Genomic DNA, 23,155 nt, shown 5'->3' with positions numbered 1-23,155 from the left:
TTACTCACCCGTCCGCCGCTCATTCCGCTGCCTTCCCTCCGAAGAGTTCCGTCAGTTTCCTGCGCTCGACTTGCATGTATTAGGCACGCCGCCAGCGTTCGTCCTGAGCCAGGATCAAACTCTCCATAAAGTGTTTGACTTGCTCGTTTTTGTGACCGAAGTCACGATTGACGAAGCTTGCGCTTCATTCATGTTTGTATTCCGTAGAATACGTTTTTGCCTCATCGTTCAGTTTTCAAAGTTCGTCTGCCGCCTTGGCGACTTTAATAGATTAACAGGTTGTTTTGTTTATGTCAACCATGCTTTTTAAAAAACTTTTCAGCCCCAACGAACCGTTTATAAAAGGCGTCTCGCTGGAACATTTATTAATATAACAACAAAATTCGACAAACACAAGCATTATTTCAAAAAAACTTTGCAAAGAGTTTAAATCCTCTTTGCAAAGTCTTTACCTTCTTAACATGGCACCTACTGTAAAAGCGATATTTGCCGGGCGTTCTGCTAACCGTCTCATCAAATACGTATACCAGTCGACACCATGCGGCACGTAGATGACAACACGATAACCTTGTCGAACTAACTCTTGTTGTCGTTTCGGTCGCATGCCTTGAAGCATTTGAAACTCGAACTGTGATCGATCAATCTGTTTCATTTGAGTAAAGTCAATGATTTGTCGAATGATCTGTTCATCGTGTGTCGCGATTTGCGTGTAGTTCCCATTTAGCAAATTCACTTTTACTAATTGAAGGTATGTCTCATCTACTGTCTTCTTTGGTTGAATATAAGTTTCATCGTCTCCGTCATATGCCCCTTTGACGACACGCACTGTTGCCTGAAGATACTCTAAATCAAATCGACTTCGATAGACGTTTGCCTGTAGCGCAATCCCGACGTTCGGATAATGTTCATGTACGCGCTCGAATACTCGGACGATCGACTCGATCATTATCGCTTCTTCCATATTGACTGTTACGCGCATGTTTTGTTGATCTGCAACTTCCGCGATGCGACTCAACTGTTGATAGGCGATATCCGGATCAATTCTTAATCCGATCGATGTCAGCTTTAAAGATACTTGCGCGTCTAGATCATATGCTTTGATCTGTCCGATGACTTTGATGCATTCATCCGCGATATCTACCGCGTCCTGTTCTGTCTCGACGAACTCGCCTAAACAATCTATTGTGGCGGCTCGTCCATCTTGATTGAATTGTTTGACCGTGTCGAGTGTCTCTTCAGCGCCCTGCCCTCCGACGAATAACGTCCCACCAAGTGGTAATCCGACTTTTCTAGCTAGTTGAATCAACAGTCTGTTCTCAGCCAAGTATTCAAATACAGGTCCAGTAATCTGCTGTAACATCTGAATCACCCTCTCTCTTCTTCCTTACCCTCTCCTAACAAAAAAACGTCTTTCTTCTATATAGAAGAAAGACGCAGTTTGGATTAGTGCAACCAGATGAAGTAACCGAGGAAGCCGAGTGACAACACGTACATGATTGGGTGCACTTCTTTTGCTCGTCCTTTCGCGATCATCGTGACCGGATAGAAGAGGAAGCCGAATGCAATCCCTGTTGCGATTGAATACGTCAACGGCATCATGATGACGGTCAAGAAAGCTGGAACAGCGTACTCAAATTTTTTCCAATCAATCTGAAGCAGTGAAGCTGCCATCAACACACCGACGATGATCAATGCGGGTGCTGTGACCGGTGCTGTAATGATTGCGAGCAATGGTGAGAAGAATAAAGCGAGACCGAAGAATAACGCTGTGACGATTGCCGTCATTCCTGAACGACCACCTGCTGCAACCCCTGCACTTGATTCGATGTAAGAAACCGTCGTCGACGTTCCAAGGATCGAACCTGCTACGGTTGCTGTTGAATCAGCGATCAATGCGCGACCAGCGCGTGGTACTTTATTTTCTTTGATCAGACCGGCTTGGTTTGCTACCGCAACCAGTGTACCTGCTGTATCAAAGAAATCAACGAAGAAGAAAGTTAAGATGACGATCATCATTTGAACCGTGAAGATTTCATCAAAGTGAAGGAATGCCTGTCCAAACGTCGGTGCGATGCTTGGTGGTGCTGAAATGACTTCACCAAGACTTGTTGGAATCGGAATCAAACCGAAGATCATTCCGGCAACTGCCGTTAGGATCATTCCGAAGAAGATCGCCCCTTTGACACCACGCGTCATTAGGACCGCAGATACGACAAGACCAAATACCGCGAGAAGCGTTGTTCCTTTACTTAAATCACCGAGCGAGACGAGCGTCGCTTCATTCGCGACGACTAAGCCACCTGTTTTTAATCCGATGAATGCGATGAATAATCCGATTCCCGCTGCAACTGCCATTTTCAATGGTTCTGGAATCGCATTGATGATCATCTCGCGAATACCTGAAGCCGTTAATACCATGAACACAAGACCTGAGACGAGAACACCTGAAAGTGCGGTTTGCCATGGAATGCCCATTCCGATGACGACGCTGTAGGCGAAGAAAGCATTTAGTCCCATTCCTGGTGCAAGCGCGATTGGATAGTTCGCGAGTAATCCCATCGTGACGGAACCGATGATTGCAACGAGTGCTGTGGCACCGAAGACCGCTCCTGCATCCATGCCTGCTTCGGCTAATGTATTCGGGTTAACGAATAAGATGTACGCCATGGCGAAGAATGTCGTCATGCCGGCGATGAACTCTGTACGCATGTTCGTACCAAGCCCATTGAAATCAAAGAAACGCGCAATCGCATTTTCTTTTGCTTTCGGTTGGTGTGGCTGTTTCAATTGTGTGCTCATGATTGCCTTCCTTCCAAATAAGCCGTCTCCTTGAAAACAAAAAACGGCCCTTACCTAAGCGGTAAAAGCCGTTTCAATAAGCGCACGATGCTGCGTGTGCGCCGTAGTAGGAACCTTTACGGTGTTCCTGTAGAGACTTCCGGGCCCTATCCCCAGAATTATACGGCATTATTTATGTTTTTTTAGTGGTATGAAAAATAAGAACAGACACATCGTAGCACGGTCAAATTCATGGGTCAACCATAAAAACGAAATTTAACCACTTATTTTATCCGAACGTTCGGTTTTGTAAGCGTTCTTCTGTTCGGAATCTACCTTGATCCATTTCGATAGTTGCAGTGTCATTGGTAGGTTTCCAAGTAAAACTAATATTAGAATGGTTGCCACCCCAACCCATACCAGATACCAATTCTCTACATTGTCATAGAACGATGCAGCTATCATCGCTTTTACAATAAAACCGTGTCCGACATAAATCGGTAATGTATGAGCACCCAGTGTTGTTCCAATTCCATATCGTCGTGGTATCCAAGCAAAAAAAGCGCAGACTAAAAGCAGTTGCAAAGCATACAAAGAAAGTCGAATACCTGCTCCTTCTAAACCGAGACCCATAGGAGCATAACCGCTTGTACCACTCAATAATTGAAAGTTCAAAGTCTCTGGGTAACGTAACAGTAGGACGATTGCGATTCCGCCCACCCCTAATCCAAAAACCTTTGCGCCACCCGACGTCGGAAAGGTTAACTTGTGTCGTCGGAATGTATAGCCCAGTAAAAAGAACGGGAAAAACACGATAATCCGTGAAGCACTGAGTGTCCAACCAATCGTTTCAAAAAAGCCGAGATAAACACTGACTATGATGCTTCCCGTGACAAAGTACCATAATGACACTTGTAGAAAGTGATTGATCCAGACGATTCCCCACAACATTAACGTCCATATAAATACGGCAAACAGATACCAATAGATATACGCCGGTTGCAGCGTCCAAAACGCGTATTGTGTAAGTCCCATCCACTTTGTCACTGCGACGAATACCGTTTGTACAAGTAGAAACAGTACAAGATAGTCTAGTGTGAGTCGAAGAAGACGAGATGTCGTCATCCGTCCCTTTGTAAAATAGCCGGAGATGAAGACGAATGCCGGCATATGAAACAGATATATGAAATGAAACAGGTTCGTCATACCGACATCTTTTGAAATCATCGGTTCAATCAAATGACCGAATACGACGAGCGTAATCAATCCGAATTTTGCATTATCCCAATATGCATCACGTTTGTTCATAACGAATATCCTTACCTAATCCTTTAGAATAATAAGCCCCAACTCATAGTGTAGCAGGAGATAACAAAAAAGCACCACGTTCTTTTACAGAAACGTGGTGCTGATCACTTATTACTCCCACTCGATCGTTGAAGGTGGTTTCGACGTCACATCGTACAGGACGCGGTTAACGTTCTGGACTTCGTTGACGAAAACATAGGTATACCAACCTTTCATCGATATGGTAATTAGACTTTAATAAAATACGGATTTCGATTATTCGTGTTATTTCTGTAATTCAATAGTATCAGGTTACTTACGTAAAAAACAATCCATTTTCATACAAATTTAAGTATCAATTTACTTAAATCAACTTAAAGGTTTATAATTTACCAGTTGAAGATATTAAAAATAAGGAGCTGGATTATTATCATGAGTAGTGACGTATGGTTAAATGGAGTCTTTGGATTAATTGGCGCTAGTGTTGGTGGTGGAGCATCATTATTGGCAACTAACATACAATTAAAGAAAGAGGAAGAACGGAATAAAATAAACGATGAAAAAAATGAAAAGGCAGCTAACGCTGCATTAGAAGAAAAAAGAATACTCATTAAAAATACAATTGAAACTTTTTTAGTAAATGAGATTAAAGGAAATTTAGAAAACAGTACTTACATTAAATCTACTTTAAACGAAGGATACGGCAGCAACTCACATAAAAGTCTATTGACTCCATTTCCCTTTAATAATAAAGAGTATGAAAAAATAAAACTCAAACTTATGGAGATAACTACAATTGAAACTTTAACTGTAATAAAAATTTATCAGATGTTTTACATGCTTAATAGCGTATACAAAGGAAATTCTTATCTAAGTAGATTTAATGAGAAGGAGTTTAATTATATAGTAGATACATTTAAATTAGCCGATAATTTTGTAACTTCTTACTTCGAAGAAAAACTTAAGTATTATGGGAGCGCAAAATAATAAAAAAATACCGCTTTTAATTTACGAAGATTTTAAAATTAAAAGCGGTTTTAATTAAACAAATCAGTCACCTTTGATTTTGTTCATTTCTAGTATCTTAGATAATTCTTCGATAGTTAATACTTCATTCTTTCTTCTGTGAATCATTCTATGGCAGTTGGAACACAGTGGGATTAAATCAGTTTTAGGATTTATTTTCATTGCTCTTTTTAGTGTACTTAACGGTTTTACATGATGAACCTCTATGAAATCTTTCCCACGCTCTCCGTACACTGCTTCAAAATTAAATTTACAGGCTTTACAACTTAAGCCATGCTCTTGAATAGCAAGCATTCTGTTTTTAGCGTTTCGCTCATAGCGCTTTCCGTAATAATCTCGTGACTCACCTTCAATACCATAGCCTTCTTCTGATTTTTCTGCTTCGATATCAAGATCAATAACTTTACTCAATTCTTCATACTTAAGTGTTTTCAACAATTTTATAGCAATCGAATAATTTTGGTTATTGTTTTCTAAGATTTTAACAACGTCATCAATTCTTTTTCCTTTAAAGATCCCTCTGTAGTCCGCTTTCATCCCTAAATAATAAAGAATATTTGCCGAATTTCGCCCCTTTGTATTACCACTTTTTATATCTAGTATATTTATATCTAGCCATCTATGTTGTCTAGAATTTACAAGATGTTCGTATACAACTTGTCCTTTAATTTCGTCGGAGTATTTTTTAAATTCTCTATCTCTATTATTAGGTTTAAGCACAGGAAGCTTAATGGACTCTTCAGCTTTACCAAATTTTCTTTCAATAATTTTTAACTCACTTTCAAGAACATTTATCTTAAAAGTTTTCCGAAGTGGCTTTCCAAAGGATTCTCTAATGTAATTTTCAAGACCCTCATTCCTATAGGGGACAAACCACTTTGATAAACAATGTTCAGTATCCCTACCATCTGTCCAAGCAATAGCATCTTTATCGACATACAAAATACCATTCATGTCTTTATAACCTATAAATTTGCTGGGTGCTATCAAACCATCTTTATGAATGTAATACCATTGTTGAAATTTCGGAAGGTCTTTTTTCAATTCCTCTTGTTTCGTTAAATCTAATTGAAATTTCTTCATATTATTTTCAATGTCTTCTAAAGAATCAACTAACGAAAAACGAGTACTTGTTTCTTCTTTTGAAATAGCATAATGCGAATACCAAAACCTACGCAAATAATTTCCATTATCTTCAGAAAGTAGTTGTATTGATTTATTCTCTAGGTTTGAGGAGATTAAATCATACAAATATTCCTTTTCATTAAAATTCCTTATTCTAATTTTATATTCAAGATCTGTTTCGAGAATTTTTATACTTATATTACTCTTTTGTTTTTTTAAAATAGATATCACTCTCGATCTTGCGAGTATTCGAAAATCACTTCTAGTTTCCTCATATGCACCCCATATGAATAACTCATCACCTACTTCCAAAGACTCATTGTTCTTTTCTTTAACAACCGATAAATCTATTTCTTTATTTTTACTTAAATATCCAAACTCGATAAATCTATTAGAAAGAACCCATACTTTCACAATTTCACTCCTAATCTTTATAGTAATGTATAGTTATTATATCCAATTTATAAAATTATTAGTGAGGTGCTTTCTTTGAGTTTAAAGTCATTTAAAGATGATCCACTGTATAGTGACGCGTTACAGTATTGGATCAACATATGGGATTCTATCGCAGACGACATAGAACGAGGAACTTTCGGTATTGAAATAATCAATATTCGCATTGTTTTGTTGGACATAATTAACGAATATACATTAAATAAATTTGAAAGTGATAATAACAGAAAAGTATATATACACTTAATCGAGCGATTTTTAAAGGAAAAACATTTAACAGTTTATCGAAACGAGCTGCTTATCTTGAAAGGAAAGCTAGAAGAAAAAGACAACGAAGGAACTCACGTAGTAGCTAAAGAGTTATCAAAAAGAATCGCTAAAGAAGTTTTCTCAAACCTATTGTTTGAAGAATTATTAACAATTATTAAGAATAAAAACTTTAGCAAACAAGATAGGATTAAAATCACAAAGCTTACCAAAGATATTATTATCGATTTAATCACTTCTGGTACTCAAATCCAAGACATAAAGAATTTTATTAACGACCTATTCAAAACATATATTGAAGAAGACGGGGAAGAAATACTAATTTTGTTTAAATATGTACCAGAAAGATTGTCATTGAGCGAATCAAAAGAATACATTGATAATCTAGATATAGAAAGTCGTTTGAAAATATTTCAAGAGAATCTGACCCCTAAAAACTATGAATACTTATATGTATTTCCTGTTTGGGGAATGATAGCTCCTCTTACTAAACTAGAAGTAAATAAAGTTTTAGAGTTTTCATTATATGATCCTGATAGAAATCTCATCTTTAAAGATTATGCTTTCGATGAATCATTTAGCTCGACAAACTATTCATCAATCACTGGAGAAGAAAATACAGTATACAAAAGTAGATGTAATGCTTTTATAAAGATAAATGCAACTACTGACAACTTGGCAACAAAAATTGCAAAAGAAAAATTTTCGGAATTGATAGATATTATTAATTACAACTTTGACAATAAACAACATATCATTTTTTCAGATGGTCAGTATTTTGTGCATAGAATGGATAAAAATCATAGTTTGACAGCGCTTAATTTTTCAAATAACAATAAAGAATCGATGAAAAAGTATAGTAGAGACTTTCCCATTTATTGCGACCCTGAAAAATTAACTGACCTTGAAGATTTTTCAACTATTATTAACTCCCTTAAAAAGCGCGATATGTATGTAGAAATGAACTCTATCTTAAGTGTGATAGAGCTAATAGCAAAATCGAGAATGGAATCAGACGAAAATAAACTATTAAACTATTGGATTTGTATCGAAACTCTTTCAACTATTTCAAAAAAAACAAATGAGAATACTTTTAGTTTCATTAAAGAAGCGATATCGAACATATATTTGATAAATGAGCAATTCATGCCAATCAAGAGACTTTACCACTCAATAGACTTTTATCTTAATCCTTTTTTTCACAGCACAAATAAAAATGAGATACCCAATGATTTTCTCGATCAAGTGGGCTTAAATAGAAATCATCACGAGGAATCTTCAGTATCTATTATCCCGTTTTACGAAAGAATGAATGAGCTTCCTTTTGGTATAAAAGACATACAATTGTTAGACATGATTGAAGATACGATTGATTTTTATAAAAGTAATAAAGTAGCTTTAACTCAAATTCAAGATAAGAAAAAAGAAGTTGATTTAACTATTGATTATATATATAAATCAAGAAATCAAATTGTTCACAATGGTTACGTAGCCAAAAATATTATACCTTATCTCGTTGAATTTGCAGGGGGTTATGCCATATCTCTTTTCCAAACAATTGTATTTGTGTATTCAAGCGGTGACTTCGATTTGCAAAATCATTTCATTAAAGAAAAATACAAACGACAATTACTAGAAAAGAAACTTTCTGAAAAGGACTTCTTTAATATCCAATTCGAAGAGTAAGGACATATGCGCTTTGACGTAGGTTTTTTGGCAGGACATATATATATTCACTATCATCTGTCCTGCCAAAAACCTTATTAATTAAAAAAGATTGCTACATACTTTATTTGTCTTAAACAATATCTATTATCAACTTACCATTGATTGGATTAGAAAGATTTTTTGCATAAATAGTATATGACCATTTAAAGCTCTTCCCTATTACATTCTCGCCAAAGAAAACTCTCAAGTCTTCATTAAAAACTTCCATAGGTAATTGATGTTTCAAAGAACCAATATTTTGTTGAACAGTATAGACATCTGATTTTTTTTCAACATGTGGATAGTAGAGTTTCGCAGAATTAAAAGGGTTCGCAGCAATTGAAATTACTTCATTTGGTTTTGGTTTATCAATCAACTCTTCCATAACATCACCAGAATCAATAGGAATTTCAAGCATTATCAAAACGTCTTCTAAGTATTTGTTCCCCCTATTTACCACTGTGAGATTTATCTTTTCAGCTTTTTCCTCGCCCATATAATACCAGTCATGTTGGAGATATTTTCCCTCTATATTTTCTAAATATTTTTTTAGATCTTCCGTACTTCTTTCTTCATAAGGAATATTTCGAAAAGGAGAGTAAATGTTAGGGAACCCACTTGATATTCCTCCAAACGTTTTGTTACGAGTAGTAGATTCAGGATTCGTTCTTTTACTTAAAATAGATTCGATTTCTGCTTTCACTTCTTCAGAAGGGAACTTTGCATTCCTAACACCTTCTATTCTAAGTCTTGAATCAAAATCTTTATTAAAACCAATTTCAATCTTACTACCTAAGAAATTATCAAATTTAAATCGCTCTATTTCATCATAATCTCTTCGTATCATACGACTTTGTTGGCTCCCATTTCTAATAAAGCAATCCCCTTTTTTTAAATTCCCATAGTCTTTCTTCATCATATACGGAGCATTTATACAATTATCTATTTCAATAACACCTAACATATTCCCATCAAATTCAAAAGGGTAATAAGAGAAATCGATAGTCGGCTCTATATTTTCTCTTATTATTTGTTGAAAAGTTGCTTGGTCTACTATTTCTTCATCTGGAATAGAAAAAAATTCTTTTGTTCCGTCAAGATGATCTTTCACACCAATAACTATATACCGCTTCCCTTCACTTGGTACATTCGCCATCGACATTATATCCTTTATTAAATCTTGATATTTCATTCTATGATATTGCTCTTGTTTAAAATCAAGTTTCGAACCTTCTCGTTCGTATTTTATAAGTCGTTCAATGATATCCAATACGATTCCCCCTAAGTCTTGTTATTTATTATAAAAAGATCGTTGATATATTTCTTTTTTACTAACAATTAAAGTCACATAATAAAACTTTAATTTTATCCTCTAATTTCTGCTCACGAGCATATCTAGTAATTCAGTTAAAATCATCTCTATAAAGCGGATTTTAAGCACTTTGCGCACGTGAACAATATTAATAAAAAGAATGCGGGAGTAAGAGTGCTATTACGTATACTCACACTCGAAGTAAATAAATTGGTCAGAAGTACCCCCTACTAAGGTATCAGCATAATAATTTAATCTTTAATACCTTCTCTCTCAAGCAATCTATAAATAGTACCTGTACCTACTCTGAATGTCATACGGATATCATTTATTGATTTCCCTTGCTTATAGGCAGCAAGAATAGCTTTCATTCTCTGTTCTTCTTTACCCCCTTCGACTAATTTAGTCTTTTTACCTCTGTACTTCCCTTCACTTTTAGCTATCTCTATCCCTTCCTTTTGACGTTGTTTAATCATCTTCCGTTCAAATTGAGCCAAACCCGAAAAAATCGTGAACAACAATTCGCTCATTGGATTATCGTCAGACAAGTCCAACCAACTATCAGTCACAGATTTTAGCTTCGCCTCTTTTTCTTTTATTAATTCCACTATCGTTAATAAGTCTTTTGTCGAACGAGATAAACGGCTTATTTCATGAACAATTATCATGTCACCTGCGTTCAGGCTCTCCAACATCTCTTTTAGCTGTGGGCGATCCATCGAAGCACCGCTAATTTTCTCAATGTAAAACTCCGTACAGCCATTATCTTTTAAAGATTTCTTTTGCCTAGCTATATTCTGCCCTTCGCTACTTACTCTGATATAACCAATAATTCTCATACGATTAACCTCCAAGATAACAGTTATTAAATTGATTTTACTCAGATAAATCGGTAACAGTCAAACGGTAATAAGAAGCATAAAGAAAACCCTTGGTACTAAAGGGTTTCTGTTTTCTCGTATTCATTACCGTTTAAGTGTAGCCTATCAGTAATAAGTATTTTACATCCCAACAACTATGATTAATCAAAAACGCTTTTCCTCATCCATATACTCTTTATGTTTTTATTAATAATGAATATCTTTCAAAAATACACTGTACGAATCAACGATGTTAAAATGTATTTATACTCTTATTATAAAATCTCTTTACATAGAGTACTTAATTAGTGTAAATAATAAATCAGCAATTCCAAATCAATTTCAGCATTACAATTAGATAAGGAGATGAGATTCATGATTAAACTTCCACCACGTTCAAGTGAAATGACTGGAATTGAGTTCGAACTCGAAACTTTTAACTCGATCGTTTTATTAGGAGCAAACGGATCTGGGAAGACTAGAATGAGTGTATGGTTAGAGCAAACTCTCAAAAAAACACATAGGATTTCAGCTCAAAAATCATTAAATTTCCCCGAAAGTGTTAGCACCACCTCTCTACCCTATGCTGAAAAGGAATTTGTTTATGGATATCATCATGATAATATCGAATACTTAGAACAAATGTTAAATTCTCACAGATGGCATTCAAAACCCGTGACTCATTTATTAGATGATTATGAAAGATTATTGGTCTTACTTCATACCGAGGAATATGAAGTAGGAGTTGAGACAAAAGCAGCATCTAGTACACATGAAGTTATGAGTTTCCCACAAACAAAATTGGATATTATTAAAGAAATTTGGGAACAAGTTTTTTTACACAGAAAGTTAGAAATAAAAGCAGGAAGAATTGAAGTTCGTACGATTGCTGATACAGATTCACGATACAACGCCTCTGAAATGAGTGACGGCGAAAGATTAGTCCTTTATTTTATTGGATCAGTATTATGCGCTAAAGATAAAGAATTTATTATTGTAGATGAACCAGAAAATCATTTACACCCTTCTATAATAAAAAAACTCTGGAACTTAATTGAATCTTACAGACCAGAATGTAAATTTATTTTTTTGACACACGATATTGATTTTGCCCTCACTAGAAATAACGCAAAATTAATTTGGATCAAAAACTATATAGGAGAAAACATATGGGATTATGAAGACGTAACTAATGTCTCATTACCTAAAGACATATATCTAGATATAATAGGCAGCAGAAACCCTATAATCTTTGTTGAAGGTACCAAAGAATCAAGTTTAGACTATGAATTATATCAACTACTCTTTAAAGATTATGATGTAATACCTATTAGCAGTTGTAGTAAAGTTATTGAAGTGACTAAATCTTTTAATCATGTTGATAGTTATCATAATATAGATCCTATCGGAATTATTGATAGAGACAGAAGATCGCAAGACGAATTAGACAGTTATAAAGAACACAGAATTTATTCTCCACAAGTATCGGAAGTAGAAAATTTGTTTTTATTAAAAGAAGTAATTGAGTTTATTTCTCTAAAGGCATCATCAGATTTCCAAGAGGTTTTTAACGAACACAAAAAAGAAATTTTTAAAATTTTCAAAGAAAATTTAGAAAACGAAGCGTATCTTCATACAAAATATCAAATTAATAATGAAGTAATAAATTTGATTAATACAGACTATCCAAGCATTGAAGCGTATCATGAAGCGTTGAGCACAATTTCAGCAACCGCAAGTGAAAAAACATCTCTTATAAGCGAAAAAATAGCGGATTTTTCACAGTATTTAGAGTCAGAAGATTATTCATCGATATTAAAATACTTTAACAATAAGAGTCTATTAGGTAGGAGTAAATTGAGTAGTCGTTTAGGTTTTTCTGACAAGGGCTATCGTCAGTTAATATTAAAAACGCTAAAGAAAAACGATTCTGAATCTGATGAACTAAGAAGTATTTTTTTACGCAATTTCGATGGACTCGATTTATAAATATTGATCCTTTGATTGTTTTATAAAACTTTTTCAAAAATACAAGATTATTTTTTTAAAATAAGCCAAGTCTTTAAAGCCCATATTGGGACAAAAAGCTTGGCTTTTCCTTAAAATTCTCGATTAACTTTATGTTTGGATGAATCTTGAGTTAATCTTTATGTTTCACCTAAAGTTAATCCAGAATTTTATAATTCGTATTACTTCTTGGTGTCGTATTTCTATGTTTATGTTAACTTACGTATTATGTTACCGAAGCCCTTGCTTTCGATTTTTAATTCCTCCTTTAAAATTTTGTTTAAACGAATGCGTTCCAAACCGTACTTATCCATAGTATCTGATATACATTTTTTAAACTGTATTTCCTTGAATTTTTTTTGTCCTCTAAAATACAGCTTTACTTCCTCTAAAACCATAGCCTCAGTAGTCCAATTATTTTTTTCAATTAATATTAGAATTTTTTCTTCGATACACTTGGTAACAATCTCGTTAAGTTCCGGAATATCTCTATTTTTGTCTTGGGGATATACTCTATTAGCTTCTTTTGCTCCATAATTTCTGTACATACTTTCATAATTAACGTTATCGAGAGTAAAACCTTTCTCGATCCATACTGTACTCATTTTTTCTACTTCTTTAAAAAAAGCTTTTTCATTGGGTAATACAAGTTCATATGTAGAACTATAATATTTATATTGTTTATCTGCTTTTGTCTTTTTATGTAATGATAATAATTCTGGTGGAGTTTCTAAATCGTCAAGTTTTTTAATCATTTTGAGGATAACAAATAAGTTAATGTACCTATGAGTCGCACTTTTACTTTTGTCCATCCTCTTAGCAAGTGTTTCAAGAGAATGATAAAACAACACTCCACTCTTCTCGTCTTGAGGAAGATGTAATTTCGAAATATCTAACAAAATCAGAAAGTTTTTTAACATATTTCGTTTCCGCAGTATCTTATGACTGTTTGGATTTTCATGCTTAAATTCATCTGATAATAAGTATCTTTCATAATCTTCAATCTTACAGAGCAGTTCTTTCTGGTAAGGACTTTCTATAAGTTCAATTAAGTATACCTTTTTTAAAAATTCTAGAATTTCATCATTTTTTCCACCACATATTTTTTTAGTAACGTTAAAGATAGTACCTGAAAATGAATTTTTTTCTGAATGACATGTATACATTTGATGTCCATTTTCTTCATGAGACAAATGTATACCCGCACTTGGATTTTTATCGTTTGAAAAGATATCCTTAAAAGCACCAGTAGTTTCGATTCCTAAATATTTTCTTAAATCTTGTTTTTTAAGATAATCAACTATATCTGCTTCACTATAAAATTGTTTTTTACTAGGTACTATTCGATTATGTAGTTCATGAATATTTTGAGACCTAATCAAATCTATATTTCGTGCTTCTGAACTTGAAATTTTTTCATTAGGCTTATTATGTATGTATTTGTGAGACGTTTGTTTAGGTTTTTTCCGGGATATATTAGTTATACAATCATATGTCCCGGAAAAAACCTTCTGATTATGTGTTTTAAAGCTATCAATATTTATTCTATTGTTGTAGTTCAGTTCAATCAGTTGTTTTCCACCATAGAAGAATCGTGTACAATCTTTACACTTTTGATCCGCAGCTGGATACAATGTAAGTAGTCTTCCTAATAAGTTTTCTATTTCATAAAAGTCAAAACAAGGCTTATTTAAAATGAACACTACTCTAAACTTCGGCTTAGAAACCGTATGTGAATGAGTGAGATATATGAAAGCAGCAGTATCTGAAAACTTTTCTATCGCTTCTTTCAAGCTCATTCCATTATCAAAATCTAGTGCAACAACTTGTTGAGATTTCCAATACTCTTTTCTGCGGTTAATTACACCTGCTTTTTTTTCAAAAAAAGCAGGTGTAAAATTTTTACCGTAAGAAACGCATTCCGCAAAATCCTCGATATTTATAGATACTTGATTTTCTAGTAAACGTCTATTAATTTTCGGGACTTCATGTCCACAAGGCTTAGATTTAAATACCATTGTATCCATCATAAGTTTTATCTTCATAATAAGCCCTCGCTGTCTTGAAGATAGAACTTATCAAAAATTAACTTTTCTTCTTTCACTCCAAGCGGGTACTCTTTTCCAGTGTAATAATCAACTAGAAATAGAGTTTTATAAATTCTAGCTTCATACTTACCAACAATACGATTTCCAACAAAATTATCAATTTTATTTTTATCAAATGATTGAAGTAACACAGAGTATTCATTACCTATATCTAAAAATTTTCCTGTATTTCGTTTTAGATTATGTATGTTGCCTTTCGTTAGCACCTTTAGTTTAGAATGCGTATCGCTCAGAGAATCTGATTGAATCAATAATGTAGGCTTATTATTTTTTATCAAAAGCGCTTGGTTCGAAATCGCTCTTCCTAACTTTGAATTTTCGCTTTTGGTAAGTGGACGTATGTTTTGTTCAAAATAGTGACCACCAATTGATGCATTTGATTCTATTCTGTCTAAAGTTGGTCTTAATCCTGCTCTTTTTCCACTTTCTATGTAAGTTTTAGTTAAGTGAGTCCACGTTTTCCAAAACTCAATATTATTCATTAAAGCTTCTTTCATTTTTTTAGCAGTGTTCCATTGAATTTGAACTCCTTGGTATACTTCATTGGTTTTATTTCTCACTCGATTAAACGCACTTCTGCATGATTTATAAAGTAGCTTTTCAGCTTCCAACAAATTCGTTTCCTCGATTAATCCTTTTTTTACTTTTAAATTTTTAGTTTCGTCGTTCATAATTTTCTCCTTCTTGATAACCTTTCTAATTTTTTTCATTCCAAAAATGTCTGTTGACAAAAGAACGGACTTAAATTAATATAAAGTTATATACCTGTATTCCCTTTCGGTAAATACAATATATCACCCTGAAATTTCCCTGTCAAATAAACACAATACATGTAATAAATATTCGGAATATTTAAAAAACTTCCACTTAAGGAAGTTTTTTTCTTTTCATCTTAATGTGATTTAATGGACTAGTCACATTTCCAATCTTAAGAACTTCTTCTTGTTCTAGACCCCTTAGATACTTTGAAGTGATCTGTGTATCAAAATGCCCCATCAATCTACTCAAACTATAAATATCTATTCCATTCCTTAACTGTTTTTGCGCATAATAGTGTCTGCAATCGTGGGGGCTGCAACGCACTTCTTTCCGTACTCCTACTCTTCTACAATGCTCTTTCAGTATTTGGTTGATCCTTGATCTAGATAACCGTTCAGCGCTTTGATCTAGAAAATAATACTCACCTATCTCATCATCAAGTCTATGGTTAAATCGTTCATTCTTAATTGTTTCAAACTTACGCATGTATTTTCGCATGAGCTTCGAAATGTAGATAAGACGTTGTTTTGAACCTTTTCCATGAATCAGAATATGCTTTCTAGAAACATCGTTTGTTTTAATATCACAAAGTTCACTCACTCGTATTCCACTATCAAACAGAAAAATTAAAATGAGCTTATCTCTGATATTTGAGTACGTGTTTTCTTTTACATCGTTTAATATTCGGCTCACCTCTTCATCGTTGAATGTCACAATCACTTTCTTATCTTCTTTTAAGTTTTTGATTCTACGCATTGGATTTTCATGCTCACTTAAATACTCTTCTTCAACTAATAAATTAAAAAATACCCTTAGAGTGGCTATACTACCGTTTATCGTGCTGTTGATTTCTTTCCCAGTACCTTGACATGCTTGAATGTAACTTTTGATGTGAGAGGGTCTCACGCTCTCTAAATCAACTATTTGAAATTCTGTTTCTACATATGTTCTCCATCGTGTCAGCCTTGTGTTACAAAGACTAATATAAAAATGCTTTTTCCCTTCGATTCTTTGATTTAGCTGAAAATCATCAATCAGTTCAATTAGTTTGACCATCAAAAAAACTCCCTTCTATTTGCGAAATAACACAAATAAAAGAGAGTATTTTAGAAGTCAATAGTCGTAGGTGAAAAGAAGCAGGATCAGTTTTTGACAGTAAAACCGTTGATATATAAGGTTTTTCAGCCACTTACTAATCTTAATTTCTTAAATCATTCCCACTCGATCGTTGAAGGTGGTTTCGACGTCACATCGTACAGGACGCGGTTAACGTTCTGGACTTCGTTGACGATCCGGACCGAAATTTTCTCAAGCACGTCCCATGGGATACGTGCCCAGTCTGATGTCATTCCGTCAATTGACGTAACGGCGCGGATTCCGACTGCATAGTCGTATGTCCGCTCATCGCCCATGACACCAACCGAACGGATCGGAGGAAGGACTGTAAAGTATTGCCAGATTTCGCGCTCGAGTCCTGCCTTTTTGATTTCATCGCGAAGAATGAAATCAGATTCGCGGACGATTTCGAGTTTCTCATCTGTGATTTCACCGAGGACACGAATTCCGAGACCTGGTCCTGGGAACGGCTGACGCCACACGATTTCATCGGAAAGACCGAGTTCTTTCCCAAGTTCACGGACTTCATCCTTGAACAACGTGTTGATCGGTTCGATCAATTCAAACTGCATGTCTTCCGGCAGTCCACCAACGTTATGGTGTGATTTGATTGTTTGTGCCGTATCCGTACCACTCTCGATGATATCCGTATAGAGCGTACCTTGCGCAAGGAAGTCCATATCCGTCAGCTTCGAAGCTTCTTCGTCGAAGACGTAGACGAACTCGTTGCCGATGATTTTACGTTTCTGCTCTGGATCTGAGATACCACGGAGTTTATCGAGGAAACGGTCCTGGGCATCAATCTTGATGACGTTCATGTGGAAGTGATCCGCGAATGTCTTCATGACGCTTTCCGCTTCACCTTTACGCAGTAAACCGTGATCGACGAACATACATGTCAATTGATCACCGATTGCTTTGTGGATCAAGGCTGCGACGACAGACGAGTCGACACCACCAGAAAGTGCACAAAGGACTTTTTTATCGCCGACTTGTTCTTGAATCTTCGCTACTTCGATTTCGATAAAATTCTCCATCGACCAGTCGCCCGTACATTTACAGACTTCAAAGAGGAAGTTCTTGAGCAATTCTTTCCCGAAGACCGTATGGTTGACTTCCGGGTGATACTGCACACCGTACATTTTCAATTCTTCATTCTTGATCGAAGCGATCGGACATGACACGTTCGTTCCATCGACGACGAAACCGTTTGGTACAGATGTGACGAGGTCACTGTGGCTCATCCAGACCGTTTGTTCAAGCGGTAGGTTCGCATACATCGGTGACGGGTCTTGTAACGTCAATGTGGCTTTTCCATATTCACGATGTCCCGCACGTTCTACCGTTCCGCCGAAATGTTGTGACATGAGCTGCATGCCGTAACAGATCCCGAAGATTGGAATACCGAGGTCGAAGATTCCTGGGTCACACCGGTACGCATCCTCCGCGTAGACGCTACGTGGGCCACCCGAGAAGATGATACCAGCAGGTGCGATTTCTTTTACTTCAGCTGCAGTGATTTTATGCGAATGCAATTCACTGTAGACACCAAGGTCCCGAATACGACGTGTGATCAATTGATTGTACTGTCCTCCAAAATCGAGGACGAGAATCATTTCCTGGTCCAAATGTGCTTCCAAATCTGTTCCCGCCTTTCTGATTTCATGCGTACCCTATGAAAAAAGCCCACTCTTCGCCCATGGATAAAATGGAAAAAGAGCAGGCCGCTTCACAAAAAAATGTATACGAAGGGTCTGCTCCTTCATAGTCAGGTCGTTTAAGGTGACCCGGTAGAGACTCTCGCGCCATATTCGCGAGTATATACAAAGGAGATTGCATGTGTGTGATTTACGTTGTTCCCATTGTAACTGTATCGTTTCGTAAATATCAACCCTCTACATGACGAATGATATTTTCGAAATATTCACGTTTTTTCTCAGCTGACAATGATTCTCCACCATAGACCATCCGTTCGTAAGCATCCGTCAACGGTCGCATTGCGTACGTTTCGTAATATCCATCGACTTCGTGAGCGAGTTCCGCAAGCGTCCGTCCATCTTTATAATGGAATCCTTTTTTATCAAGACGTCGTAAGAGATACCGGTACATCCGGCGGAATCCTTCCGGTCGTTCGATTTGTCTGCGGAAGAAGAGAATCGCGAGTGTTCGAATGATTGGTTTTCGGAACAAGTACAGGAACAAGAGAGCGAGTGCCGTCAGGAAAATCGGCCAGAATGGAATCGATTTCTGCTCCGTCTGTCCTGCGCTAGTCGTCTGTTCTTCATCGAGAAGATTTTCTTGAGGACGATTTGGCGTCGTTGTCTCCGTATTATCTTCTGTCTCACGTTGCGGATTTGCTTGTTCCGTCTCGTTATCTGTTTCCCGATCAATCGTGTATTGTCCTGCTCCATCGAAGCTGACTGTCGGCTCAAGCGGTACCCAGCCTGGTCCTTCGATATACACTTCGACCCACGAGTGCGCATTTTTATTCCGCACTGTATAGCTCGTCACGGCAGCTCCGATGACGTCGGATTCGCCTCCCGTGAACCCTTTTACCCAGCGTGCGGGTAATCCAGCTGCCCGTAGCAACACAGCAGCCGACGTCGAGAAGTTGTCACAGTATCCGAGTTTGGTCTCGAACAAGAATTGATCGACGTAATCTTGATTTTCTCCTGGTACGGCTACTTCCTCCGTATTGTATTCAAAGTTCTCTTCTTCGAAATAATTTTCAATCGCCCGTGCCTTGTCCCACGGTGTCTCCTCACCTTCAACGATTTGTTCCGCTAAATCACGGACACGTTGTGGTAAGCCATCCGGCAGTTGGAGATACCGCTCTGTTTCATTCTCCGATAAATTGACAGGTTCATCTGTCTGAAGTTGTTCTTCGGTAAAGAGTGGATATGAATAGGCAATTTGGTAATTACGTTGACGATCCGCCTCGTCCAGATACGATATTTTTTGATTTTCTGGATCAACTAATACATTTTGTCGTTGTTGATCGACCGAGACCCGGACGTTATCTCCGTTATATGGCACGAACGGTAATTCACGTGCCATCTCAAACGTCGCTGTTTCCTCACGTGTCTTGACTTCTCTCCCAAAGTGCGAGAAGAAACCACGTCCATCGATTTCCGGGTTCGATTCCGACAGCACCCAGCCTTTGCCGGTATAAATATCTTTTGTCTCGACTCGCCAGTATCGATTTCCTTCACTTTCGACTTGGAAAACTTCCCGGTCGTCCATTTGGAATGGCCCTCCGAGTTGCTCGTCATTGTTACCGTAACCGACCTTTTGAATCGCATTTGTCGGCTCCCCTTCCCCTTCAAGGCCAGACGTCAAATCGTACCAACTGTCTTGCCATGTCGCATTGATGACAGGACTTTGGACAGCAGCGACGATGACGGCTCCCATGATGAATAAGGCGCTTAGCGGACGAACGTAAGAAGCGCGCGGTCGTTCGTTGACTTCCGTCGCATAGAGCAATAACAAGGATAAGATGATCGGATAGAGAATAAATGTCTCTCCTGAGTAATCTGTCCATGTATCACAATACGCGATGAACCCGATGACTCCGAAGGCAAGTCCGAAGACGAACCCACGATTCGGGAATGTCCGACGCGCGAGATAGGCGATCAAAAAACTAATCAATCCGATCGAGAGCGCGAAAGCGGGTCGTCCTGGTAATTCACCATTGATGACGCTCTGAATATCTGAACTGATTTCCGTAAAGATGCCCCATGGTGCTGCTCCCGGCGTCAAAATCAGATAGAACGACAGGAGTAATCCACCGAGACTTCCGAGTAAAAAGTAACGTCGCGATAGATGCGACAACAGCAACGGCAGAAACAGCATCGGTAAGAATGACCAGAGATGTTCGAACGTCGTCAGTTCAAGAAGTGGTGGCATGAAACAAGTCAGAACGGCTGCAGCGATAGCGTTCCAAATTAAGCGTCGCATCATCGCACTCCCCTCCGTTCTGGTGTATAGACATGAACGGTGGCTTCTTGATTAATCTTTGAGATCCATAGTTCATTATTCGATTCAAGATCCGGCGTAATGAAGAGAACGTTCCCACTCAGTCGAAGTGCTTTCGACGAGTACTCCCACGACTCGATGAACGTCCGCGTCCGACTCGGTTGCGCCGTCATCAGGTAATGTGTCAGTTTCGCCCCTTCAAGCGGTAACGATAACGATTGAACAGCATGTCCAACGAGGTGAATCCGATAGCTCAGACGTCGCTTGTTCAGCTGATCCGTCGCTTCTGCCAGCATCGAGATGACGCGTTCGAAGGCTTCGCCCGCTTCCGTTCCTTCATCGAAGACGATTGTCGTCTCCCGTTCCTGCTCTCGCTCGAACGTCTTCGTCATCAAGCCTTGGCGTTTTGCCGTCGCTTTCCAGTCGATTTGATTCATCCGGTCACCACTGACATATTCTCGAACCCCGACGACAGTAAAGGACGACTGACGAAGATCAAGTGATACAGGGGATATTCCCCCATCGCCGCGGTCCTCCTCGTGCGGAAGTTGCACGGCAAGGCGTGCCGGTTCGATCGCAAGATACGTCTCGACCGGAAACATCCGTTTCCGCTTGAACAGTCCGAACGGATCCGTGATTTCGACGATACAGCCTGGAATCTGGTAGACTCCCCGGCGAATCGATGGGATTGTATAATCGATGTGCTCTGTCTTCCGGTAATGGGCACGGAGTGGACGGGTGATATCGAGTTTTTCTTCGCTAAGCTCATTCGGAATCGCCTCCGTCACTTCGACGGCTCCGACCAAAAACGGGAAACGTCGACGAACCCGTAAAGAGACCGGGATATCGGTTCCAGCAACGAGCATCTTGTTCGATACTTCGCGTGTCGCAAGTGCCTGCGTAACGGGCCAAACGAGGAAGAGCGTCCAGTAGACGGTCAAACCAGCCATGACATAAAACAGCAAGGAAGCGACATTTCCGCCATCGACGCGCGCATATGTCCATAAGGCAACCGTCGTCAAAAGTAGTACAGCGTAACGCCAACCAATTTGCCACTTCGTCATAGGGACTCCACGTCTTGTTGGATTGGTACAGCAACCTCTTTTTTGATCTGTTCTAAAATCCGTTCTGACGATTGACCGTGATAACGCGCATCCGCTGTCAAAATCAAGCGGTGTGATAGAACCGGAATCAAGAGATGTTTAACATCATCCGGCAAAACGAAACTGCGTCCTTCCATGTACGCCCACGCTTGCGCGACCTTCATCAAGGCGATCGAAGAACGAGGACTCGCGCCGAGGTAGAGTGACCCATTCGTCCGTGTCGCTTGGACGAGATGGACGATATATTTTTTGACGGGTTGTGAGACATGGACGTTCTTGACTTCTTCTTTCATCTGGAGCAATTGCTCGCGACCAATTACAGCTTCGAGTGTCTCGATCGGTTCATCCCGTTCAAAACGTGTCAGCAACTTCATTTCTTGGTGGAAATCAGGATAACCCATTTTGACTTTGACGAGGAAACGGTCAAGTTGTGCTTCTGGTAACGGGTACGTTCCTTCATGTTCAATCGGGTTTTGTGTCGCCATGACGAAAAAGGGATTCGGAAGCGTATGAATCTCACCATCGACGGTGACGTTCGCTTCCGCCATTCCCTCGAGTAAGGCAGATTGAGTTTTTGGTGATGTTCGGTTGATCTCATCGGCTAAGACGATGTTTCCCATTAGAGGACCCGGTCTATATTCGAATTGGCTTGTTTTCTGATTATACATCGATACACCCGTCAAATCTGACGGAAGTAGGTCTGGCGTGAACTGAACACGTTTGAAGGTCAACCCGATCGATCGGCTGAACGCACGGACGAGCATCGTCTTCCCGACTCCCGGTACGTCTTCTAACAGGACGTGACCGCCCGCTAGTAGTGCTGCCAATGATTGTGTGATGACATCTTCCTTACCGATGATGACTTTCTCTACGTTGTCGATAATCGCTTGAATCTCCTTAGTGTATGTTCGCATTGTCAGGCCCCTTGCTCTCGTAGTAGTTGAATTTTCTGACTTTTTATATCATCTCATATTCCGCTACGCTTTTAAAGAAATACGAGCAGTTTCTAGCACATGAAAAAGGGGGAACGCCGTAGCGTTTCCCCCTTATTTGTTTCAGGAACGAACACATGCCGTGATCCGTTCTTGAACCGTGCAGTTGCACGTAAAACACGAATACATCCGTGTCAATGGACAACGTTCGTCAAGTCCGGTGATCCTCTTCTTTCAGAAGCGACATGCGATCGTTCCCTCTACATTGGTAATCATTCATGTGCATCACCATCCTTTCATATATTGAATATTACCGAATATGTTATAAACGAAACGTCGA

General features: G+C 38.1%; 16 protein-coding genes, 1 rRNA gene, 1 pseudogene and 2 riboswitches. Of the genes and pseudogenes, 3 read left to right on the top strand and 15 right to left on the bottom strand.

All coding sequences use genetic code 11. The annotated features are described in order from the left end of the window. The 5 genes and pseudogenes from ACZGCQ_RS13510 to ACZGCQ_RS13490 all read right to left on the bottom strand — a co-directional run. A 16S ribosomal RNA gene (locus ACZGCQ_RS13510) occupies window positions 1-130 on the bottom strand; the annotation flags it as partial. A gap of 318 nt (window positions 131-448) precedes the next feature. After that, window positions 449-1,360, bottom strand: coding sequence for a proline dehydrogenase family protein (locus ACZGCQ_RS13505; protein WP_481266588.1), 912 nt, complete (start codon window positions 1,358-1,360; stop codon window positions 449-451). A gap of 83 nt (window positions 1,361-1,443) precedes the next feature. Then, window positions 1,444-2,748, bottom strand: coding sequence for an NCS2 family permease (locus ACZGCQ_RS13500; protein WP_035398981.1), 1,305 nt, complete (start codon window positions 2,746-2,748; stop codon window positions 1,444-1,446). Between the two features lie 135 nt (window positions 2,749-2,883). Further along, window positions 2,884-2,985: riboswitch (purine riboswitch) on the bottom strand. A 69-nt stretch (window positions 2,986-3,054) separates the two neighbouring features. Next, window positions 3,055-4,086 (bottom strand): acyltransferase family protein, encoded by a 1,032-nt coding sequence (locus ACZGCQ_RS13495; protein ID WP_481266587.1) that lies wholly within the window; start codon window positions 4,084-4,086, stop codon window positions 3,055-3,057. A 111-nt stretch (window positions 4,087-4,197) separates the two neighbouring features. Beyond that, window positions 4,198-4,275 (bottom strand): annotated as a pseudogene (locus ACZGCQ_RS13490) (GMP synthase (glutamine-hydrolyzing)); the annotation flags it as partial. A 222-nt stretch (window positions 4,276-4,497) separates the two neighbouring features. Between ACZGCQ_RS13490 and ACZGCQ_RS13485 the strand changes: the two are divergent. Next, on the top strand, window positions 4,498-5,052 hold the full coding sequence (locus ACZGCQ_RS13485) for a hypothetical protein (protein WP_481266586.1): 555 nt from the start codon (window positions 4,498-4,500) through the stop codon (window positions 5,050-5,052). 63 nt (window positions 5,053-5,115) lie between these two features. On the opposite strand, the gene ACZGCQ_RS13480 is transcribed toward ACZGCQ_RS13485, so the two are convergent. Further along, window positions 5,116-6,630, bottom strand: coding sequence for an HNH endonuclease (locus ACZGCQ_RS13480; RefSeq protein ID WP_481266585.1), 1,515 nt, complete (start codon window positions 6,628-6,630; stop codon window positions 5,116-5,118). Between the two features lie 66 nt (window positions 6,631-6,696). Between ACZGCQ_RS13480 and ACZGCQ_RS13475 the strand changes: the two genes are divergently transcribed. After that, window positions 6,697-8,622: a hypothetical protein gene (locus tag ACZGCQ_RS13475; RefSeq protein WP_481266584.1), complete on the top strand. Its 1,926-nt coding sequence runs from the start codon at window positions 6,697-6,699 to the stop codon at window positions 8,620-8,622. Window positions 8,623-8,734: 112 nt separating this feature from the next. Here the strand turns inward: ACZGCQ_RS13475 and ACZGCQ_RS13470 are convergent, their stop codons facing one another. Both ACZGCQ_RS13470 and ACZGCQ_RS13465 read right to left on the bottom strand, forming a co-directional pair. After that, the gene (locus tag ACZGCQ_RS13470) at window positions 8,735-9,913 is read right to left on the bottom strand and encodes an ATP-binding protein (RefSeq protein ID WP_481266583.1); all 1,179 of its coding nucleotides are present in this window, start codon (window positions 9,911-9,913) and stop codon (window positions 8,735-8,737) included. 293 nt (window positions 9,914-10,206) lie between these two features. After that, window positions 10,207-10,794, bottom strand: a complete 588-nt coding sequence (locus tag ACZGCQ_RS13465) for a recombinase family protein (protein WP_481266582.1) — start codon at window positions 10,792-10,794, stop codon at window positions 10,207-10,209. A 396-nt stretch (window positions 10,795-11,190) separates the two neighbouring features. Here ACZGCQ_RS13465 and ACZGCQ_RS13460 point away from each other — a divergent pair, with 396 nt between their 5' ends. After that, window positions 11,191-12,804: a DUF4435 domain-containing protein gene (locus ACZGCQ_RS13460; protein WP_481266581.1), complete on the top strand. Its 1,614-nt coding sequence runs from the start codon at window positions 11,191-11,193 to the stop codon at window positions 12,802-12,804. 227 nt (window positions 12,805-13,031) lie between these two features. Here ACZGCQ_RS13460 and ACZGCQ_RS13455 read toward each other — a convergent pair whose 3' ends face one another. The 7 genes from ACZGCQ_RS13455 to ACZGCQ_RS13425 form a co-directional block, all read right to left on the bottom strand. Further along, window positions 13,032-14,867 carry a hypothetical protein gene (locus ACZGCQ_RS13455; RefSeq protein WP_481266580.1) on the bottom strand — a complete coding sequence of 612 codons (1,836 nt, stop codon included), beginning with the start codon at window positions 14,865-14,867 and terminating at the stop codon, window positions 13,032-13,034. Then, window positions 14,864-15,601 carry a hypothetical protein gene (locus ACZGCQ_RS13450; protein WP_481266579.1) on the bottom strand — a complete coding sequence of 246 codons (738 nt, stop codon included), beginning with the start codon at window positions 15,599-15,601 and terminating at the stop codon, window positions 14,864-14,866. The genes ACZGCQ_RS13455 and ACZGCQ_RS13450 overlap by 4 nt, the downstream gene beginning before the upstream one ends. Window positions 15,602-15,797: 196 nt before the next feature. Continuing rightward, window positions 15,798-16,745 (bottom strand): tyrosine-type recombinase/integrase, encoded by a 948-nt coding sequence (locus ACZGCQ_RS13445; RefSeq protein WP_481266578.1) that lies wholly within the window; start codon window positions 16,743-16,745, stop codon window positions 15,798-15,800. Window positions 16,746-16,900: 155 nt separating this feature from the next. Continuing rightward, window positions 16,901-18,421 (bottom strand): glutamine-hydrolyzing GMP synthase, encoded by a 1,521-nt coding sequence (gene guaA, locus ACZGCQ_RS13440; protein WP_052169415.1) that lies wholly within the window; start codon window positions 18,419-18,421, stop codon window positions 16,901-16,903. Window positions 18,422-18,550: 129 nt separating this feature from the next. Further along, window positions 18,551-18,652: riboswitch (purine riboswitch) on the bottom strand. 40 nt (window positions 18,653-18,692) lie between these two features. Then, window positions 18,693-20,765, bottom strand: a complete 2,073-nt coding sequence (locus ACZGCQ_RS13435; RefSeq protein ID WP_047391467.1) for a transglutaminase TgpA family protein — start codon at window positions 20,763-20,765, stop codon at window positions 18,693-18,695. Continuing rightward, window positions 20,762-21,844 (bottom strand): DUF58 domain-containing protein, encoded by a 1,083-nt coding sequence (locus ACZGCQ_RS13430; RefSeq protein ID WP_481266577.1) that lies wholly within the window; start codon window positions 21,842-21,844, stop codon window positions 20,762-20,764. The genes ACZGCQ_RS13435 and ACZGCQ_RS13430 overlap by 4 nt, the downstream gene beginning before the upstream one ends. Then, window positions 21,841-22,797: an AAA family ATPase gene (locus tag ACZGCQ_RS13425; RefSeq protein WP_023467045.1), complete on the bottom strand. Its 957-nt coding sequence runs from the start codon at window positions 22,795-22,797 to the stop codon at window positions 21,841-21,843. Before ACZGCQ_RS13425 ends, ACZGCQ_RS13430 begins: the two co-directional genes overlap by 4 nt. Window positions 22,798-23,155 lie beyond the last annotated feature (358 nt).

It is taken from the genome of Exiguobacterium sp. HSB13 (assembly GCF_056764755.1).
Note: the sequence above shows the minus strand (reverse complement) of the source record. Positions and strands in the feature narration are given on the sequence as shown.

What these genes read in the sequence shown, in the direction of transcription:
- ACZGCQ_RS13505 (WP_481266588.1), bottom strand. Translation starts at nt 1,360, where the DNA reads ATGTTACAGCAGATTACTGGACCTGTATTTGAATACTTGGCTGAGAAC.
- ACZGCQ_RS13495 (WP_481266587.1), bottom strand. Translation starts at nt 4,086, where the DNA reads ATGAACAAACGTGATGCATATTGGGATAATGCAAAATTCGGATTGATT.
- ACZGCQ_RS13485 (WP_481266586.1), top strand. Translation starts at nt 4,498, where the DNA reads ATGAGTAGTGACGTATGGTTAAATGGAGTCTTTGGATTAATTGGCGCT.
- ACZGCQ_RS13465 (WP_481266582.1), bottom strand. Translation starts at nt 10,794, where the DNA reads ATGAGAATTATTGGTTATATCAGAGTAAGTAGCGAAGGGCAGAATATA.
- ACZGCQ_RS13460 (WP_481266581.1), top strand. Translation starts at nt 11,191, where the DNA reads ATGATTAAACTTCCACCACGTTCAAGTGAAATGACTGGAATTGAGTTC.
- ACZGCQ_RS13455 (WP_481266580.1), bottom strand. Translation starts at nt 14,867, where the DNA reads ATGAAGATAAAACTTATGATGGATACAATGGTATTTAAATCTAAGCCT.
- ACZGCQ_RS13450 (WP_481266579.1), bottom strand. Translation starts at nt 15,601, where the DNA reads ATGAACGACGAAACTAAAAATTTAAAAGTAAAAAAAGGATTAATCGAG.
- ACZGCQ_RS13445 (WP_481266578.1), bottom strand. Translation starts at nt 16,745, where the DNA reads ATGGTCAAACTAATTGAACTGATTGATGATTTTCAGCTAAATCAAAGA.
- guaA (WP_052169415.1), bottom strand. Translation starts at nt 18,421, where the DNA reads ATGATTCTCGTCCTCGATTTTGGAGGACAGTACAATCAATTGATCACA.
- ACZGCQ_RS13435 (WP_047391467.1), bottom strand. Translation starts at nt 20,765, where the DNA reads ATGATGCGACGCTTAATTTGGAACGCTATCGCTGCAGCCGTTCTGACT.
- ACZGCQ_RS13430 (WP_481266577.1), bottom strand. Translation starts at nt 21,844, where the DNA reads ATGACGAAGTGGCAAATTGGTTGGCGTTACGCTGTACTACTTTTGACG.
- ACZGCQ_RS13425 (WP_023467045.1), bottom strand. Translation starts at nt 22,797, where the DNA reads ATGCGAACATACACTAAGGAGATTCAAGCGATTATCGACAACGTAGAG.